Source organism: Drouetiella sp. (assembly GCF_059504425.1).
The window spans coordinates 1-16,775 of sequence record NZ_JCACIN010000106.1 but is presented as its reverse complement, the minus strand read 5'-3'; the positions used below and the strand labels follow the sequence as shown (position 1 = coordinate 16,775).

Below are 16,775 nucleotides of genomic sequence, written 5' to 3'. Positions count from 1 at the left end.
TAACAAACCTTCTGAAAAAGGATTTCAGGATCACCAAAAGTTGGGAAGAGCCTTATCAAAGTGACATCAAAAAAATTCGCATCGGGCAACAGGCGCTGATTACAGGTGAACCTTTCTCTGAAGAACTGCGCGGCACAGTCGAGGAAATTGGGCTGCAAGTGAGTCAGCAGGAGATCTTCAATAATCAACCGGGCGAGAATCTGGATCAGCGGGTAGTTAAAGTCAGGATTCGGCTCAATGCAGCCAGCAGCGATCGTGTTGCAGGATTGACAAATTTACAGGTGCAGGTCGCCATTCAACCCTAGATGCTCAGATTCTCGCTGATAACTAATCAGTTGACTCACACCTTTCTGTAACAGAGCAAAGAAGATGGTGCAGACATTGTACACAACAAACCTAGAGAGACTTTCAAGCTGTGAAATGGAAGTTCTCAAGTTACTGGTTGAAGGACAAAGTAACCCTGAAATTGCTGGGGTGTTGTATGTCAGTCCCAATACTGTCAAAACGCACGTCAGAAGTATTTTGAGCAAATTTGGAGTCGATAATCGCGTTCAAGCGGTTGTTGTTGCTCTCCGTCATGGTTTAGTTTAAAGCGTGGAAAAGAGTCACCTATGTTTCGTAACCTATTTCGCAAAACACCCCTAGCATGGTTTCAGCTAAAACGGGAAAAAAACCGTCTTGCAGTGGCTTTAGCAGGGATTGCCTTCGCCGATATTTTGATGTTTTTTCAACTGGGATTGCTGGATGCCCTGTTTGAGTCTGTCGTAAAACCCTACACCTCGCTGCAAGGGGATCTATTTCTGATTAACCCGTTGTTTGAGAGCTTAAATGTGGTCAGAAGCTTTCCCAGAAAGCAACTTTATCAAGCGGCAGGAGCTAAAGAAGTTGAATCGATTAACTATCTCTATGTGGGTCAGGGCGAGTGGCGGAATGCTCAAACCCGAACGAATCAGCCCACAATGGTCTTTGCTATTAATCCCCATAACTCAGCGATCACGCTGTCAGATGTACAAGCACACCAGAATGAACTGAAGTTGCTGAACCGAATGCTCTACGATCGCGCTGGTGCAGAACATTTTTTTGGCAATGTCGTTCAAGAACTTCAGCAGTCTGGCTCGGTGCCAATTCAATTTAATAACTTTCAAGTCGAGGTAGTTGGAACGTTTGTCATGGGAGCATCATTCGCTGCCAATGGGAATGTCATTACGAGTCATTCAACTTTCCTCCGGCTCTTTCCAGCCCGCAAGCCCAATGAAATTGATATTGGAGCCATCCAGTTGAAACCGGGCACCGATGTTAAGCAAGTTCAAGCCGCGATGCAATCGGAGCTTAAAAGCGTGCTGATCCTGACGCATGAAGAGTTTATGGCACACGAAAAGAAATACTGGGAAGCCACCAGCCCGATCGGAATTTTGTTTGGCTTTGGCGCAGTCATTGGTTTTATCGTTGGCACCATTATCGTCTATCAAATTCTCTATTCCGATGTATCAGACCATCTGCCAGAATATGCCACGTTGAAAGCAATGGGCTACAGCGACGGTTACTTGGTTGGCGTACTCATCCAGGAAGCGCTGATTATGGCAGTTCTAGGATTCATTCCAGGATTTGTCATTTCGATCGGGCTGTATTCCGTCGCTGCCGCTGCAACTTTTCTACCGATTGGTATGACAATCAGCCGCGCACTGCTTGTGTTGACGTTAACGATTGTCATGTGTGCAGCATCAGGAGGAATTGCAATGCGTAAACTGCAATCTGCTGATCCGGCTGATATTTTCTAGTTCTTACCTGGTGTAATCAGATGCCATCCTTGCTTGCTTATCTTGTTGCGATCGCGGCACTAGACAGCCTCAACCCCACTACTACAGCAATCCAAATTTATCTGCTCAGTACGCCCAAGCCAGTTCCTCGCTCAGTTTCATTCATTGCGGGAGTGTTTATCACCTATTGGATAGCTGGATTGGCAGTGACACTTGGAGCAAGTCAGTTGACCATCAATTTACCAGGTCTGCCACCTTTACTGATGTACACGTTGCAACTGATCATTGGCATCGTTCTACTCTTGGTAGGTTGGAACCTTAACAAGTTTGCTGGTGATTCCCAAGAAGCTAAACGCCCTGCTCAATTAACGATCGCTCAAACCTTTCTATTTGGCAGCGCTGCAACGCTTTGGGACTTCCCGACAGCGTTGCCTTACCTGGCAGCGATCGAGCGAATTGTGCGATCGCAGTTTGATCTCTTCACCACAATGGGTATTCTAGCAATCTACAACATAATCTTCGTTCTACCGCTGATTGTGCTATTGGGACTCTATATCTATCTAGGCGAACACAGCACTAGTTTAATGCATAGGTTTAACCGATCAATTCAGAAGTGGGGACCCAGAATATTACGAGTTTTGCTGATTGGATTAGGTATCCTCCTAATTGCAGACTGTATTGCTTTTGCTCTAGGTCATCCAATTTTTTGATTGCTTACTCACATACAAGAACAAATGCAATGATTCAAACTTGGCAGTCAGATCAATCTCACTCAACAGCAGCAGAACCAGTTATTTCTGCTCGGCAGCTTAATCACTACTTTGGCAGTGGCGAACTCCGCAAACAAGCCTTATTTGACATCAATTTAGATATTTACGCAGGCGAAATCATTATCATGACGGGTCCCTCTGGCTCTGGCAAAACTACCCTGCTAACGCTAATGGGCGGATTGCGATCGGCTCAAGAAGGCAGCCTCAAGATTCTCGGTCAAGAATTACATGATGCTAGCAAACAACAATTGACTCAACTTCGTTGCAACATTGGCTATATTTTTCAGGCACATAATCTATTGACCTTTCTGACTGCCAAACAAAATGTGCGGATGTCCCTAGAACTGCATGAGGAAATGTTCGATCGCGACATTGATGGAATGAGCGTTGCCATGCTGAACGCAGTAGGGCTGCAACAACGGGTAGACTATTATGCCGATAGCCTGTCGGGCGGGCAAAAACAGCGAGTCGCGATCGCCCGTGCCTTAGTGAGTCAACCCAAGATCGTTTTAGCTGATGAACCGACAGCAGCACTTGATAAAAAGTCAGGTCGCGATGCTGTAGAGATTATGCAAAAACTTGCTAAAGAACAGGGTTGCACTATCTTATTAGTTACACACGACAATCGTATTTTAGACATCGCCGATCGCATTGTCTACATGGAAGATGGTCGCTTGGCGGATAACCCGGAGACTACGATCGCGGACTAGAATCTACCTTGCCAAGATGGTTTGTGGTGGATTGCCAAAAATCAGTTCAGACGTTTGAATGTACCAAACTAACTGAATGAGTCAATGTGATGTATCAAAAATCTAGTCCATGCTTCCAGCTAAAATATCCCTGTATTAGGGACGAATTCCAGCTAAAATATCCCTGCATTAGGGACGAATTGCTCAGAGTATTTCAGCAGATAGTAGATGCAGAAGCTCAACGCCAGGATTGGGTCAGGCAGAAAGCGTTACCTCGATCGGATACTAATCGCTTAAGCGCATTACTTGGGGTCGAGCCGAGATACGTGTAATTTAGTGCCACGGATCTTGAAAACGCTCACTGTGTCTGCATTCTAGCCATCAACTCCTCTAGCAACTAATATCTTGGCTAGTTGCTCGGCAAGGCAACTGCTCCGACAAATGAGATTAGAGTAAAATCCGGTCTACGCGCGGGTTTGGAAAACTTATACTTGTTCTTAGCCTTGTTGTCAGTCTCATGAGATTTCGCCATCCTGGCATACTACGGACTGTGGTTTGAGTCCAAGTTCAGTCCACCTGGATTTGAGACGGTAAATCTCATCACAAGACAGCAGCAGTCGCGTTGCTGGAGAACGATAAACTGGAACCACGCTTGAACGAGGTTTCACTTCTGTCTGTATGACTGCAATTGAACGCACTGCTTATCCCCGCTTCAAGCAGCAGCCCACTGGTAGCGAACTGGCCGAATTTTATACTCCAACCCCCGATGAGATGGCATTTGCCCAGTCCCAATCGGTCAGTAAAATTGGGCGATTGCGAATTTTAGTTCTACTGAAGTCGCTCCAACGCTTAGGCTATTTTCCCCATTCCGAGTTTGTGCCAACGCCAGTGATTCAGTATTTGCGGTCTCATCTGAAACTACCGTCTACAATCTCAGCTATTCCACCACTTCGCACTCGTCGTCGTTATCAGCAAGCGATTCGGACTTATCTGAACATCAAACCCTATGATGGGGTTGCCCAACAGCTCGTCGCTGCTGCGATTGTTAAAGCCGCTGAAGTCATGGATCATCCTGCTGATTTAATCAATGTGTCCATTGAGGAATTGGTCAAACAACGCTATGAACTCCCTGCTTTCAGTACCCTAGATCGCTTAGCCAGCAACATTCGTTCGATTACCAATACTCGGTTGTTTGCACGCGTCTCTGACCATTTATCGTCTGCCGAGCGCACTTATCTGGATCAATTGCTTTTGCCTGCAACTTCAGAAACACAAGCGACTCTCAATTTGCTCAAAGCTCCTGCCAAAAGTGCCACATTATCGCATATGCAGCAGTTGCAAATTAAATTTGACCAATTGATGTCATTTGGCGATGCTCAGCGGCTGTTAGTAGATATCGCACCCAGTAAAGTCAAATCTTTTGCCGCACAAGCCAAAATCCTGGATGTGACGGAACTCGGAGATGTGAAGCCTGCCAAGCGCCGGACACTGCTGTTGTGCTTGCTCTACCAGGCACAGGTCAAAACCCGCGACCACCTTGTGGAGATGTTTCTCAAACGAATGCGAAAGTTGCATCATCGAGCCAAAGCCCGGTTGGTCGAACTGCGAGACCGTCACCGTGCTCAAACAGAAGCACTCTTGAAAGTCTTTGCCGATGTCTTGGCCGTTTCCAGTGCGCCCCAAGACTCTGCTAGCTTGGGTGAACAAGTCCAGCTCGTTCTCAGTCTCAATGGTGGTGCAGAAGCACTCTTAGAGCAGTGTGAAGAGATCGCTGCTTACAACAGCGACAATTACTTGCCTTTGCTGTGGCGGTTTTACAGTCGCTACCGCAAACTTCTCTTTACGCTAGTTCGTTCTCTTGACATTCGTTCCACAACTCAAGATCAGTCCTTGGTAGAAGTATTAGCGTTTGTGCTAGAACATGAGCACCGCCGGGTTCAGTGGCTGCCTGCTCAAACCCTTGATCTCAGTTTTGCCAGCGATCAATGGCGGCGCTTAGTGATCGTCAAAGAAGATGACACGGAAGTTGTGGTGCGTCAACAGCTAGAAATTTGTATCTTTACCTATCTAGCTGCTGAACTGAGGACAGGCGATGTCTGCGTCATTGGCTCAGAGTCGTATGCTGATTTTGGCGAACAACTGCTGAGTTGGCAGGAGTGTCAACCTCAGCTAGCGTCCTTCTGTCAGGAATTGGGAATTCCCTCTGAACCCGATGAATTTATCACACACTTGACCACTTGGCTGACTCAAACAGCAGTGGCAGTGGATCAGATTTGCAAAGACGGAACACAGGTGACTTTCTCACAGGAAGGAGAACCAGTACTCAAGCGAATCCTAGCACTGCCTCAACCTCCTGGAGCGGCAGAATTGGAAGCGTTGATCCACCAGCGATTACCAGAACGTAGCCTTCTCGATATTCTTGCCAATGTTGAGCACTGGCTGCATTGGACAAGGCACTTTGGTCCAGAATCTGGATCTGAACCCAAACTGAATGACCCGTTAGAACGCTACATTCTGACGGTCTTTGGCTTGGGATGTAACCTGGGTCCCAATCAGACTGCTCGGCACACCAAGGGACGAGTTATTTCTCATCAGTTGTCCTATGTTCATCGTCGTCATATTAATGCCAAAAAGCTGCAAGCGGCGATGACCGATATGATCAATGCCTACTCTCGGCTCAGCTTACCGAAAGTCTGGGGCACGGGAAAACGGGCGGCAGCAGATGGCTGCAAGTTTGAGACCTATGAGAACAATTTGTTGTCAGAATACCACATTCGCTATGGCGGCAATGGTGGCATAGCCTATCACCACGTCTCGGATACCTACATTGCCCTCTTCACTCATTTCATTGCCTGTGGTGTCTGGGAAGCCGTCTACATTCTGGACGGACTGCTCAAAAACACGTCTAATATCCAGCCTGATACCCTTCATGCCGATACGCAGGGACAATCTGCTCCGGTCTTTGGATTGGCTTATTTGTTGGGGATTCAGTTGATGCCACGCATTCGCAACTGGAAAGAGTACACCTTCTTCCGTCCAGATCAAGAGGCGGTTTATGAATACATTGAGCCGCTTTTCAAAGGCGTTGTGGATTGGCAGTTGATCCGAACGCATTGGCAGGACTTGATGCGAGTGGTACTGTCGATTCAAGCCGGTAAATTAATGCCGTCCACAATCCTACGTAAACTTAGCAGCTACAGCCGCAAGAACAAGCTCTACCAGGCATTTCGAGAATTAGGACAGGTGGTGCGAACGGTGTTTCTGTTGCAGTATATCTCTAAGCGAGATTTGCGACAGCAGATTACCGCTTGCACGAACGTTGTAGAAGGATTTAATCAGTTCCTCAGTTGGATGTTTTTTGGTAAAGACGGCATCATCACTGAGAACGATCCAGAGGAGCAAGAGAAGCGGCTCAAGTATTTAGATGTAGTCTCTTCTGCGGTCATTCTCCAAAATGCGGTGGACATTTCTTGGGTGGTGCAAACTTTGAGCGCAGAAGGTTATCCAGTAGACCGAGAGGCGCTAGCGGTACTGAGTCCCTACATGACGAAGCATTTGAAGCGATTCGGGGATTATGTGCTGGATTTGCAGAATATTCCACAACCGTTAGAATCGGCTATAAATCTGCCTGTAGAGATCGGTGAAAGCTAGACTGAGCAATGCTTCTCAAGATCCGTGGCACTATTTTACACGTATCTCGGCTCGACCCCTACAAAAGCTGCTCTAAAATTGTCGGGTCTTGAATCTCTTTGTCTCGCGCCAGCAGCAGCACTTTAGAGACGACTTCAGCGGTTTTGGGGTCATTATCAACGAAGGGCAGAAAGAGTCTGCCGCGATGTTGGGAGTGAACGGGCACGATGCAGAGTGCGCCGCCTGGTTGACGATGGACGATCGCACTGCCCAAATGCACGGAATAACTGCCCAACTGTCCTTCAATCAGTGCATGGGCTTTTTGCAGTTGAACATTGTGCAGCTTCAGCAGGCGACAGGTTTCGCGTACCAGTGCCGATCGCATTTCGACGGTAGAAGCGGTCGCCTCTGGATCAACACCGCCTTGATGTGCCACACTCACTACTAGATCGAGATCGCGCATGACTTCGCTAAACAGGCGTGGCGGGATTTCGTGGAGCGGCAGTGCTTTCCAGTCTTCGCGGCGATGGAATCGGACACTGGCGATCGTCAGCCCTTCGACTTCCAGAGGCGTGTAAAAGCCGTTGAGAAACTCTACCGCAGCGATCAACCCTTCCGTGTGAAAGGTGCGCCTCACGCCTTCTTCGGGGGCAGCGATCCAGCCGCGCTGTCCCCATAGTGCCAACGCCTGCTTCGGGTTGACCTGATGCCCTTCATAGCGACGACAGGCGGAATCGGTCTGTTCGGCAGCGGTGGGCAGGTAGAGTTCGCGAAAGATTTGCTTGAAGGGCTGGATGCGATCGCCATTAAAACAATCCTGTTGCCACAAATGCCATTCTTGCGTTAGCAGCAAGTCGTGGGGATGGGCAATCCGGAGTTCACTAGATTGGATTGGCGTGACAACGTTGCTGTGATTTTGCAGGGCGGTTCCTTGCTCAACGAGATAGCCGCTTTCCTGATCGCCCATCAACACTAACTGACTCAGCATGGGAAACAGCACAGGATGTTTTGCCAGTTGCAGCAATTCGGGTGCCGTGAAGCGATCGCCGCGACACATGGCTTGTTCCAACGAGAGCCGGATGCGGGAGGTTTGCTGGGTAATCTCTTGCTTACGAGCGGTCAATAGCTGAATTTCAGGCTGCTTTTTGAGCTTGGCGGGAACGGCTTTCAGCGGTTTGCCCGCTTTCGTCACCGTGATTTCTGGGTTGCCCTCGGTGGTAATCGCCAGACTGACGCTGACCGCATCAATGGTCACGACCTGCGCCTGCCCGACCAAATCGGCGATTGCCTCCGCTTCCATTGCCCACTGAAGCCGCTGGGGATCAACGAAGCCAGCCGTCCGCGCCAGGTTTTCCATGCCGATTGTAACGGCTAATTTTTCACTTGCCTGTCGCTGGGAGCCGAACTTCTTGCTGGTGCGAAGAAAGTCTTGCAGGAGGCGATAGCGATCAAGAATATCCCGATCACGTGGTTTACCTTTTGCCAATGGCAGCAGCCCCAACGCTCGGACAGAATCCTGATGGCGTTTTTGGGTAATGCGATCGCGCAAACTCTCCGCTTCCAGATTGCCCAACATGGCATCGGCAAAGAGTTTGGCGCGTTGGTGTCCGGCTCCGCTGGAGGCGTATTGCGCCGCTTCATAAAGTTGCTGCCAGCGATCGGCTTGCAAGGTTTTGTAGAGGCAATGAAACCAGGCGACATCTACCGCGCCATCAACCAGACTGGCAGCCGGAAGGGGCGTACGTTCGCTGATTTGCGCCACCCAGGTTTCGCGAACATCAGCTTCGACCGTCCAGCCAGTATCTTTGGTATGGGCGTGAAACCACCAAACGGCTTCGGCAAACCCATCCCAGCCGAGCGCCTGTTCGATGTAGCTGACCCATTGCGGCGCGTAGAAGGCAAACTGAATCAGGTTTTCTGGCTTGATGTTGGCAGACTGGACGCGCAGCGCAAACTCAGCCGGGGTGTCGTCTGCGGCAGGAAAGCTAATCCGCATCAAATGACTGAACACTGAGGCTTTACTGAGACTGTTGTACGAGTAGTGGCGCACTAGCTTGTTGTGGTCAAACCCTTGAAGCAGTTGAATGACCGTGGACATTCCCGCGATCGACTTCAAGGCACGAGCGGCATTCGAGGCGGCGGTTGGGAGATCGCCCCGTTGCAGTTCGATCGCCAGAATGCGCTGTCTGGCACGATCGCCCAGTTCTAGCAAGAAGGGATAGTTCGCGTAACCCTCAGCCACATTGCGGCGCGTCAGGTGCGACAGATCTTGAAACGAGGTTCTGAGATTGGCTTTTGCCTCTGCCGTTCCAGACGTTTGGTCGCTTTCCGTTTGATTGCTTTCAACCGGGAGTGCCTCCGCACCCAGCAGGTAAAACATCACGTCGGACTCATTTGCGCCCCCCGCTTGATAGGCGTTGAAGACATCCCAGAGCGTTGTCGTATCCCGATGCCCACGATATATAGGCAGAGTGCGATCGATCCATTGCACCAGATGCCACCAGCGAATGTGCTGATCGGCATCCGCTAGGGCTTGATACGAGCGGGCAAACGTAATCCAATTGCCCACAAAATTACTGACCTGCGATCGCACACCCCAATAGCCAGAGTCATGCCACTGCGGATCAGAGTGGAGTTCAGCGAGGGGAATAGTGTTGAGAATTTCACCGATCGCATCGAGCAAGAACGCGACAATGTGATCAGGCGGATGCAGGTACAGGAGCCAGCGAATCACGCTGTCAATCTGTTGGGGATAGCGCAGGGATTGCATCGTTTGCCCTGTGAGTGCTTGCAGATCAGTAACGACTCGATCGATCCGGTTGGGCTGAGCTGATTCACGCGATACCACTTTTGACCCAAACGAATCAGCACGGTAATCGAAGCGTGGGACGATCGCCCGCAGCAGTTCCAACCCATCAGCATCACGAAAGGCATCCGTGCGATTTTCCCACCAGTTTTCCCACACATCACTCAACGGCAAGCGCGCCAAATTTTCATCCGATGACAAGCGAAAATCAACGCGAGGAAATTTCCAGGAGAGATTGCCTAACAATTCTTCTGATTCGCCGTTCCAGTCGATTTTAACGGGCGTTTGGCAATGGTCGTGGATCAGCTCATCCAGCGCTAACAAACAGCTCACGGCAGGAAGCGTTACCACCTGCGTTGCTGCCAAGACCTGTGGAGGGGCGATCGGAGTGAGGTCGTCAAGCTTGACCAAACCCAACGCATCCGTCAGCGTGGCTTCGGTTTCGGTTTGCAAAATGCCGTTGAGCAACTGCGTTTCGGTAACGGTGAGTTTTGGGCGTTTGGCTTGGTAGGCGGTTGCGAGACTCCGGGCGCGATCGAGCAAGCGATCTTGCTGCACCAGTTCTCGCAGGAGTTCCAGCCCTGCCTGTCGTTGAGGGGCTTGTTTGGCTTCCACCAGGCGTTGTGCCGACGCGATCGCCGCTTCATCCGGTTGCTTGAGCAATAAGCCCAAAATGCCTCGTCGCAGATCGCTTGCCTTGCGTGTCAACAATTGTTCGAGCTGAATGCCTTCTTCAACGGCGATCGTGCCATGCTGTTGCAAAAGCTGCATCACCTGTTCGCGCACCCAACTGCTGGCATCGCCCACCAGATCAAACATCACGGCGCGAATCTCGCTGTCCCAGGGCTTGATTTCTGCCAACAGTCTGGCAACGCGACTGCGACCAGAGGCATCAAGATAGGGCAGATAGGGAATTAACTGCTTAGGCGATCGCTGCCCCAAATTTTGCACCAGTGCCGACGCGACTAAGTTCTGGCTGGGTTCAAGCTTGATCCACCCCCAAACCAACGACAGCGCCTTTGGTTTAGCGGGAAAGTGGGGTAAAACCTGCTCCAGTCGCTCAAAGGCATCCGAATCGTTTTGAATCGTTGGATCGCCACTGTAAGAGAGGGCTTGCACCGCACAGGTCGCAACTCCCAAATCGCGATCGCCCACCGCAGGCAGCAGCAGCGATCTGGCAGGTGTGCTGTCTAACTGAGCCAGAAAATGCACAGCGACAAACCGATGCGTTGATTGGGGATGGTCGAGCAATGGCACGGCACGGGCGATCGCGGCAATGGCATCCTCAAAGCCAACGGCCCACAGCGCCAGATAAACGGTTTTGGGATCGTCACTGTGCAGTGCAGCCGCTTGAGCATCAGGTTCCAGTAGTTCTAAAATTTGACTCAGCATTTGCTTGGCAAGTTTTTCGTTGAGTGCCTCCAGCCCAAAGCCAAACCAGACATCAAGGGCGCGAATAGTGGCACTGAAGCGAGTCAGATTTTGCTCGACGATCAGCCGTACCATGCGCCGAAAGGCGATCGGATGTGCCTCGTCGATTGTCTCTAAAATGGTTTGCCGCAGCCCTTCTTGCCGTTGTGCCGCCAGCAGTAAGCGTTCGATGAAGTCCCAACCATCTTCCCGGTTGGCAACCAGTAAGGCGCGGGTGACGTGTCGCCCCATTGCCCCAATCTCATGATTGCCATTGGCTGAGGCGATCAGGCTATCGAAGATTGCTTGTCCCAGTGCATCATTCTGATTAATCGCCGCTGCAAACAAAATGCCCAGCACATCGGCCGCATAGTAACTCAGGTAAGGTGTCCAGGCAGCGAACCACTCCAAATCCTGGTCGTAGCCTTCCACAACGCCAATGAGTTGCTGAAGCCAACTGCGTCGTCTGTCTGCGCTTAACTCTGGATGTGCCGGACTGCGAAACGATCGCCGACTGTAGCCCGTTTGATAGGGCAATTGCGCGATTAGTTGCCATGCGGCTTCCACAATCGGCGCAAACTTAGGAAAGATGACGCTGAGAATTTGGAGCCGATCGCTGGGTGTCAGTGCATCGAGTTCACGAAACGATCGCTCCTGCACCTGATACGACTCGGACGTGTCTAACCGTTTAGCGTTGTCGCCATAGCCTAAAATGCCATAGCTGATCGCTTGCAATGGTTGGGGGAGACTGCCCATGCGTTGAAGGCGCTGCGATCGCCAATCAGCCGTATGGACAAGAAGCAATTGAGCCTGTGCAACTTCGCGGTTCAGCATCGTTTCATCCTTTAACGACCAGCTTTTGCTAGCTTACCCACCCACCAACGGCACCAATCGCAAGAACAACAGTTCCGAATGCGGCTGCAAGGTTACAACGTCGTCTAACGCTTCCTGCTGCTGCTCGTCCAAAAACACAAAATACAAACCATCGGCAAACGCCTGTAATGCAGTTTCGATCGCCTCTTCCGTTTCAACCGCCTGCTCTAGAGCGCTGCCACCGGACTCCACCTTTCCTTGCTCAACACCCAGGCTAATTTGGTCAGGACTGAGCACCTGTAGCAAGCGGCGTTGGCGTTGGCGATCGGTAAAACCTGCAACTTCTGCCAGCACGATTTGAGTCAACAAGTCTCGCAGCGTCAACGGACTCTGCTCTCCGCGCTCTGGCAAACGCAGTTCCCAATTGGCAAAGACGGGCTGCGTCTTACCCATCACTTTTCCCGAAACGGTGAGTGCAGAAGCCATAGCGCTGTGTTGGATGCTTGAATGTTTGCTGCTTAAGCTCAATCGCTCTGTTTGCAAAAACGCTGTCTATCAAAAGTGTCGAATTTAGTTCGATTGTACTATGAGATGATGCAATCGTTCGGAACACGATCATTTTCTGCCAGAGTGATGAAGCAAGGTCTTTGAGTGAGCCTATCCTAGCCAGTGTTCTGGTCAAGTGCCAAGCCTTGCGCTCTCCTTGTTTTCCAGGGTATTAGTGCCTGTGGGGCGTGCTGTGTTTTGCCAGCCGTTTGGCTTTGATGTCTTGACGACGCTGTTTGCCGCTTTGCATGGGTGCTCTTGAACAAGGCGATCGATTTTTTCGTGTCTCTCCCCCGCAGCCATCAGTTTGGCGTAGGCGATCGTCGTTCTCAATAAGACAGGGGTGAGTTGCAATAAGCTGATATGCGTTGTGTCGGGATGGGCTAGATCTATGGAAAATGAGGGTTCGAGCCGTTTACATGAACTAATTAACATTTGTTCAGATAGGTATACGGACAGCTCATCTTCCTCTCCTCATGAAGGTCAACCGTCACGACCAAGCGAAGATTCTCTCTTCTCGTGAACTTAACCGACTCTTCAGCCAAGGACTTATGCCCCCTAGAGATCGATCGCTGTTTGGCATCTGTCTCCATACCGCTTGCCGCATTAATGAAGCCTGCCTGTTGCACACGGCTAATATTTATGGTGCTAGGGGGAAAGTATTAGAGGTACGGCAACGGGGATGAATTCTAAGCTTTGGCATCCTCTACACTGAAAGCATGAACGATTCTTCTTTAGCCCTCCAACACTCTATTCAGCAAAGCTTGCAGGATATTGCCGCGCAGATGGGGCAACCGCTAAATGATGGGGCAGCAGCACTGCTGTATCAGGAGTCCTGTGAGCTGCTCAGTCGCATCTCCTATGAAGCGCTTACCCTAGCGCGGGTGGCAGGAACACTGCTCGTCTACCAGATGCAGAAGGTAGAGGCTGAAGAATTGACGTGGTTTAGATCTCAGGTGCAGCAGTGCGCGAACGATGAAGAGGTTGAGGAGTTGATTGAGTCTATCCACCGGACTGATGCTTTGTGATTCTATGGCTTAATCAACGCTATCACGTTGGAGTCCGTAACCCATAAGTGAAGTCAGTCTACGCCAGAAGCCTTCTGGTTGGGAGTTTATCAGCGAAGCCGCTTTGGAGAAGTTTGTCTGGGGGGATCTCTCAGAATTATCTTTACCTTAATTTGAAGCATTAACCCGATCGCCCATGAACTCCTCTCCACCTAACCCCGTTTTACCCATCGTGATTGTCTCGCTCGAAGGCGGAAAGCCGGAGGGTGGGGAAAGAGGCGATCGTCCTCCTGACCTGAGAGATTGGCAAATTGAGGAATTTCTACGGCAGACAGGAAAAGCCGATAATACCCAGCGAACCTACCGGGGACAACTCAAACGGTTTGCTGCCTGGTCTAACAAATCTTGGCTGGATGTCTCTCCCAGCGATCTCGGTAAGTATCGCCGGGATCTGAAGCTCAAGGGCTTGAAGCCTGCTTCAGTTAATCATGCTCTCAATACGCTGCGATCATTCTACAACTGGTTACGCCGTAGCAATGGCTATCCGATGAATCAACCTTTGCCCACCGATGCAATCGACTTGGAACGGCAAGAGGAACCGCAAGCCGCTCATATTGAGGCGGACGAGTTGGGGAATCTGTGGTCAGTGCTAGAGCTGGATGACAAGACGAGGGTGCGCGATCGGGCCATCATTGCGGTGCTCAGTCATGGTTTGCGGGCATCGGAGGCTTCGGCATTAAATGTGGAACATTGGAATGGCAAGATTCTCACAGTGCATCGATCGAAGGGGCAGAACGTGAGTCAAGTGCCGCTCAGTCGAGAGGCGCGATCTCACCTGGAGGCTTATCTGGAGTGGCGAGGGCAGCAGGGAGAAGGGTTTGATCCAGCGCCGGAGAGTCCGATGTTCTTGGCACAAGACCCGAAGAGCGCAGGGCAAAGGCTGGGCTATCAGGGGTTGCATAAGATGGTGAAAAAGTTGGGAGCCATCGCGGGGGTAGAGGGCATCCATCCGCATCGGTTTCGCCATTCGTTTGGCACGGAGGTAACGCGGCGAGGGGTCGATCCGCTGTTTGGCAAAGAGTTGATGGGCATTAAGAGCGACCGGGTCTTCCAGCGCTATACTCAGGGCGTGTTTAAGCAGGCGGCGGCTGAAGCTTATTTGAAGGCGATCGGCGAGGGGGAGGATGAGAAAAATTAACGCTTAAGGTGCGCGATCGCCGCATGTCCCGTCTCGTTCGGATCATCCATGCGCGGCACGACGGAATAGCCACGCCGCCCCGGCAAACAGGGCGATAAAGAATCCATTCAGAACTGTAAGCTCTAGTGGCCCGCTCCAGGGATAGCCCAACTGGGCGGTCAGCGCGATCGTCGCAACGGAGATCTGAGCGAGTGCAGTGGCGAACAGCGCACGGGACATTCCACGGGGGCGGAAGCGCGCGATGAAGGAGCCGATAACCCCGACAGCGAGCACCCCAAAGTACATCAGGTTGGCAGGGTCGCCATCTCTCCCGATAATGCCGACGCCCAGACTGAGCCAGACCAAGATGAGTGCTGCTGCGATCGCGACACCAGCAGCAAATCGATACATCGTTTTGTTCATGGTTCCTCCTCAATGGGTGGTAACGTCGTGCAGCAGTATCCTTTTGTTCCTTCAATTGCAGAACGTTACGAAACTGCAAAGGTGGTGTGATGGATGGCAAACAAGTCCATCAAATTTCTACGCTAAGGACATGAGCATTGCTGGGTGGCAGTGTCCTCATTAACTCAAAGGAACCTAAGGGAACTGTTTGTCCATTCAATAGGATTTCTATCAAATGGCTTCCAGGGTAGTGTTTACGGGTTGTCATGTCTGCCAGGGAAATTGCTTTACCAAGTTGTATCGTTTCCCTGGGTGCAAGTTCAACGGTCTTTAACTTGAAAACCTTGGGGCTGGTCTTGCGATTCGCTTTGACAAAATGAATTCGCAGATCAACCAAAAGTCGCTGAGGCTGAGAACCTGTGTTGGTGATTTCAAAGGCAATGAAGATAGAATTCCCAATGACGACTGGTTTAGGAGTAATGCTAACCTTGCCAATTGATGCCGTTACGCCATCATGAAAGCCTAGAGCGGCGATCGCTCCGGGATCAGCTCGCTTTACAGCCGATCGCAGTGCGTGGCGAATCAACCAGCGCCGTTCATCGGTGGCATTAACCAGCCATTGGTGAGCGATTTCCACCAGTAAGGACGGATGATCCTTGCCGATGTCATTCAGATTATTGGCAACAGAACGGCGGACATAGAGTTCGGAATCATCTTTGAGCAGCTCCAGCAATTCCAGGACGGGGTAGGGATTTTTCTGGAATTCTCGTAAACGATGTGCCCAAGGCAAGCGGGGGCGAGTGCCTTCGGAGACTAAGCGACGTACATGAGTGCTCGGATCTTGTGTCCAGGTTTTCAGCCGTGCTAGGGTCGCTTCGGGATATCGTTCTAGAAATGGGCGAATACTAAATTCAGCGGTAAACCGCTGCGTTAACTCATACTGAGCCCGCATCGAAGCCTCAAAATGCTCAAGCCCGTATTTTGCGACAAATAGAACATGAGGAAGGTAGAAGAAAGGAGCCATTTCAGACTGTTTTGTCTCTTCGAGTTTCGGGCCCAATGAGGCGATTAGAACATCGGCAGCTTCTTTGTAGTTGCTGGGTAAATGATGATGGAGTGCCTCCGCGATTTTCCATCCTCGTGCCATTAGGTTCAGGTCATCATATCCATCTAGTAGCTTGTTCAGAAAGGCTTCTGTAGCGAAGTTAGGAGTTACCCCAGCCATCATTGCAGCAATTTTCTGGGGTATCTCAATACCAAATTGGTTCTTAAGAGGTTCAGCCAAAAGTAACTCCTTCTAAGCAACCAATAAAGTGATGAGTTTAACGTTGTAGAGGTCACAACATCCTGGACTCACCTTCGGGGCGATACGCTCTTCGCACAGGCTATGCCAACGCTATTCTTGCCAAAGATAACGGAGCTATCTAGGGGTCGAGCCGAGATACGGATACCGTTGGCGAATTCATGACTGAAATTCAGCGATCGCTGAATTTCAGTCATGGCAAGGATTGTAACATCGATTACTTTGGTTACTGAGCCAGCCTAAGAACAGGGGGCTCAGAGGCTTTTATTTTCCTCTGATCAATTCGCCAACGGTATCCATATCTCGGCTCAACCCCACTTTATGCTTTAAAGGCAGTTTGACAAGGGGCGATCGCTCAACGCAAAAATGGGGCTTCCAGCCCTTTGAATGCTCAATTTATGCTTGAAGTCATATAGCGCTACGAGAACGAGTTAGGACATTATTGTAGAGGTAGAGAAGCGTTCA

Annotated in this window: 13 protein-coding genes and 2 pseudogenes; 9 read left to right on the top strand and 6 right to left on the bottom strand. The window is 50.6% G+C overall.

Features of this window, described 5'->3' with window-relative positions:
• The 6 genes and pseudogenes from AC5JMP_RS24085 to AC5JMP_RS24060 all read left to right on the top strand — a co-directional run.
• A pseudogene (locus AC5JMP_RS24085) lies at positions 1-305 on the top strand (hypothetical protein); the annotation flags it as partial.
• An 88-nt stretch (positions 306-393) separates the two neighbouring features.
• A pseudogene (locus tag AC5JMP_RS24080) lies at positions 394-591 on the top strand (helix-turn-helix domain-containing protein); the annotation flags it as partial.
• Between the two features lie 20 nt (positions 592-611).
• Positions 612-1,778 (top strand): ABC transporter permease DevC, encoded by a 1,167-nt coding sequence (gene devC, locus AC5JMP_RS24075; RefSeq protein ID WP_495854040.1) that lies wholly within the window; start codon positions 612-614, stop codon positions 1,776-1,778.
• A gap of 20 nt (positions 1,779-1,798) precedes the next feature.
• Entirely contained in the window at positions 1,799-2,467 is a 669-nt protein-coding gene (locus AC5JMP_RS24070; RefSeq protein WP_495854039.1) for a GAP family protein, read from the top strand.
• 29 nt (positions 2,468-2,496) lie between these two features.
• Positions 2,497-3,237, top strand: a complete 741-nt coding sequence (locus tag AC5JMP_RS24065; protein WP_495854038.1) for a DevA family ABC transporter ATP-binding protein — start codon at positions 2,497-2,499, stop codon at positions 3,235-3,237.
• Between the two features lie 657 nt (positions 3,238-3,894).
• The gene (locus AC5JMP_RS24060; protein WP_495854037.1) at positions 3,895-6,867 is read left to right on the top strand and encodes a Tn3 family transposase; all 2,973 of its coding nucleotides are present in this window, start codon (positions 3,895-3,897) and stop codon (positions 6,865-6,867) included.
• 58 nt (positions 6,868-6,925) lie between these two features.
• Here the strand turns inward: AC5JMP_RS24060 and AC5JMP_RS24055 are convergent, their stop codons facing one another.
• From AC5JMP_RS24055 to AC5JMP_RS24045, 3 genes are all read right to left on the bottom strand, one after another.
• A complete protein-coding gene (locus tag AC5JMP_RS24055; RefSeq protein WP_495854036.1) occupies positions 6,926-11,896 on the bottom strand; it encodes a DUF5724 domain-containing protein in 4,971 nt (1,656 codons plus the stop codon).
• A 33-nt stretch (positions 11,897-11,929) separates the two neighbouring features.
• A complete protein-coding gene (locus AC5JMP_RS24050) occupies positions 11,930-12,361 on the bottom strand; it encodes a hypothetical protein (RefSeq protein ID WP_495854035.1) in 432 nt (143 codons plus the stop codon).
• A gap of 192 nt (positions 12,362-12,553) precedes the next feature.
• The gene (locus AC5JMP_RS24045) at positions 12,554-12,775 is read right to left on the bottom strand and encodes a hypothetical protein (protein ID WP_495854034.1); all 222 of its coding nucleotides are present in this window, start codon (positions 12,773-12,775) and stop codon (positions 12,554-12,556) included.
• A 197-nt stretch (positions 12,776-12,972) separates the two neighbouring features.
• Here AC5JMP_RS24045 and AC5JMP_RS24040 point away from each other — a divergent pair, with 197 nt between their 5' ends.
• From AC5JMP_RS24040 to AC5JMP_RS24030, 3 genes are all read left to right on the top strand, one after another.
• Positions 12,973-13,107 carry a hypothetical protein gene (locus AC5JMP_RS24040; RefSeq protein ID WP_495854033.1) on the top strand — a complete coding sequence of 45 codons (135 nt, stop codon included), beginning with the start codon at positions 12,973-12,975 and terminating at the stop codon, positions 13,105-13,107.
• A gap of 33 nt (positions 13,108-13,140) precedes the next feature.
• Positions 13,141-13,449, top strand: a complete 309-nt coding sequence (locus AC5JMP_RS24035) for a hypothetical protein (protein WP_495854032.1) — start codon at positions 13,141-13,143, stop codon at positions 13,447-13,449.
• A 175-nt stretch (positions 13,450-13,624) separates the two neighbouring features.
• Entirely contained in the window at positions 13,625-14,626 is a 1,002-nt protein-coding gene (locus AC5JMP_RS24030) for a tyrosine-type recombinase/integrase (RefSeq protein ID WP_495854031.1), read from the top strand.
• Positions 14,627-14,668: 42 nt separating this feature from the next.
• Here AC5JMP_RS24030 and AC5JMP_RS24025 read toward each other — a convergent pair whose 3' ends face one another.
• From AC5JMP_RS24025 to AC5JMP_RS24015, 3 genes are all read right to left on the bottom strand, one after another.
• Entirely contained in the window at positions 14,669-15,028 is a 360-nt protein-coding gene (locus AC5JMP_RS24025; protein WP_495854030.1) for a hypothetical protein, read from the bottom strand.
• Positions 15,029-15,137: 109 nt separating this feature from the next.
• The gene (locus AC5JMP_RS24020; protein ID WP_495854029.1) at positions 15,138-16,292 is read right to left on the bottom strand and encodes a DNA alkylation repair protein; all 1,155 of its coding nucleotides are present in this window, start codon (positions 16,290-16,292) and stop codon (positions 15,138-15,140) included.
• Between the two features lie 68 nt (positions 16,293-16,360).
• The gene (locus AC5JMP_RS24015; protein WP_495854028.1) at positions 16,361-16,507 is read right to left on the bottom strand and encodes a hypothetical protein; all 147 of its coding nucleotides are present in this window, start codon (positions 16,505-16,507) and stop codon (positions 16,361-16,363) included.
• Positions 16,508-16,775: the final 268 nt, after the last annotated feature.

Excerpts from the sequence above, each read along its gene's own strand:
- devC (WP_495854040.1), top strand. The coding sequence starts at position 612 with ATGTTTCGTAACCTATTTCGCAAAACACCCCTAGCATGGTTTCAGCTA.
- AC5JMP_RS24070 (WP_495854039.1), top strand. The coding sequence starts at position 1,799 with ATGCCATCCTTGCTTGCTTATCTTGTTGCGATCGCGGCACTAGACAGC.
- AC5JMP_RS24065 (WP_495854038.1), top strand. The coding sequence starts at position 2,497 with ATGATTCAAACTTGGCAGTCAGATCAATCTCACTCAACAGCAGCAGAA.
- AC5JMP_RS24060 (WP_495854037.1), top strand. The coding sequence starts at position 3,895 with ATGACTGCAATTGAACGCACTGCTTATCCCCGCTTCAAGCAGCAGCCC.
- AC5JMP_RS24055 (WP_495854036.1), bottom strand. The coding sequence starts at position 11,896 with ATGCTGAACCGCGAAGTTGCACAGGCTCAATTGCTTCTTGTCCATACG.
- AC5JMP_RS24050 (WP_495854035.1), bottom strand. The coding sequence starts at position 12,361 with ATGGCTTCTGCACTCACCGTTTCGGGAAAAGTGATGGGTAAGACGCAG.
- AC5JMP_RS24040 (WP_495854033.1), top strand. The coding sequence starts at position 12,973 with ATGCCCCCTAGAGATCGATCGCTGTTTGGCATCTGTCTCCATACCGCT.
- AC5JMP_RS24035 (WP_495854032.1), top strand. The coding sequence starts at position 13,141 with ATGAACGATTCTTCTTTAGCCCTCCAACACTCTATTCAGCAAAGCTTG.
- AC5JMP_RS24030 (WP_495854031.1), top strand. The coding sequence starts at position 13,625 with ATGAACTCCTCTCCACCTAACCCCGTTTTACCCATCGTGATTGTCTCG.
- AC5JMP_RS24025 (WP_495854030.1), bottom strand. The coding sequence starts at position 15,028 with ATGAACAAAACGATGTATCGATTTGCTGCTGGTGTCGCGATCGCAGCA.
- AC5JMP_RS24015 (WP_495854028.1), bottom strand. The coding sequence starts at position 16,507 with ATGACTGAAATTCAGCGATCGCTGAATTTCAGTCATGAATTCGCCAAC.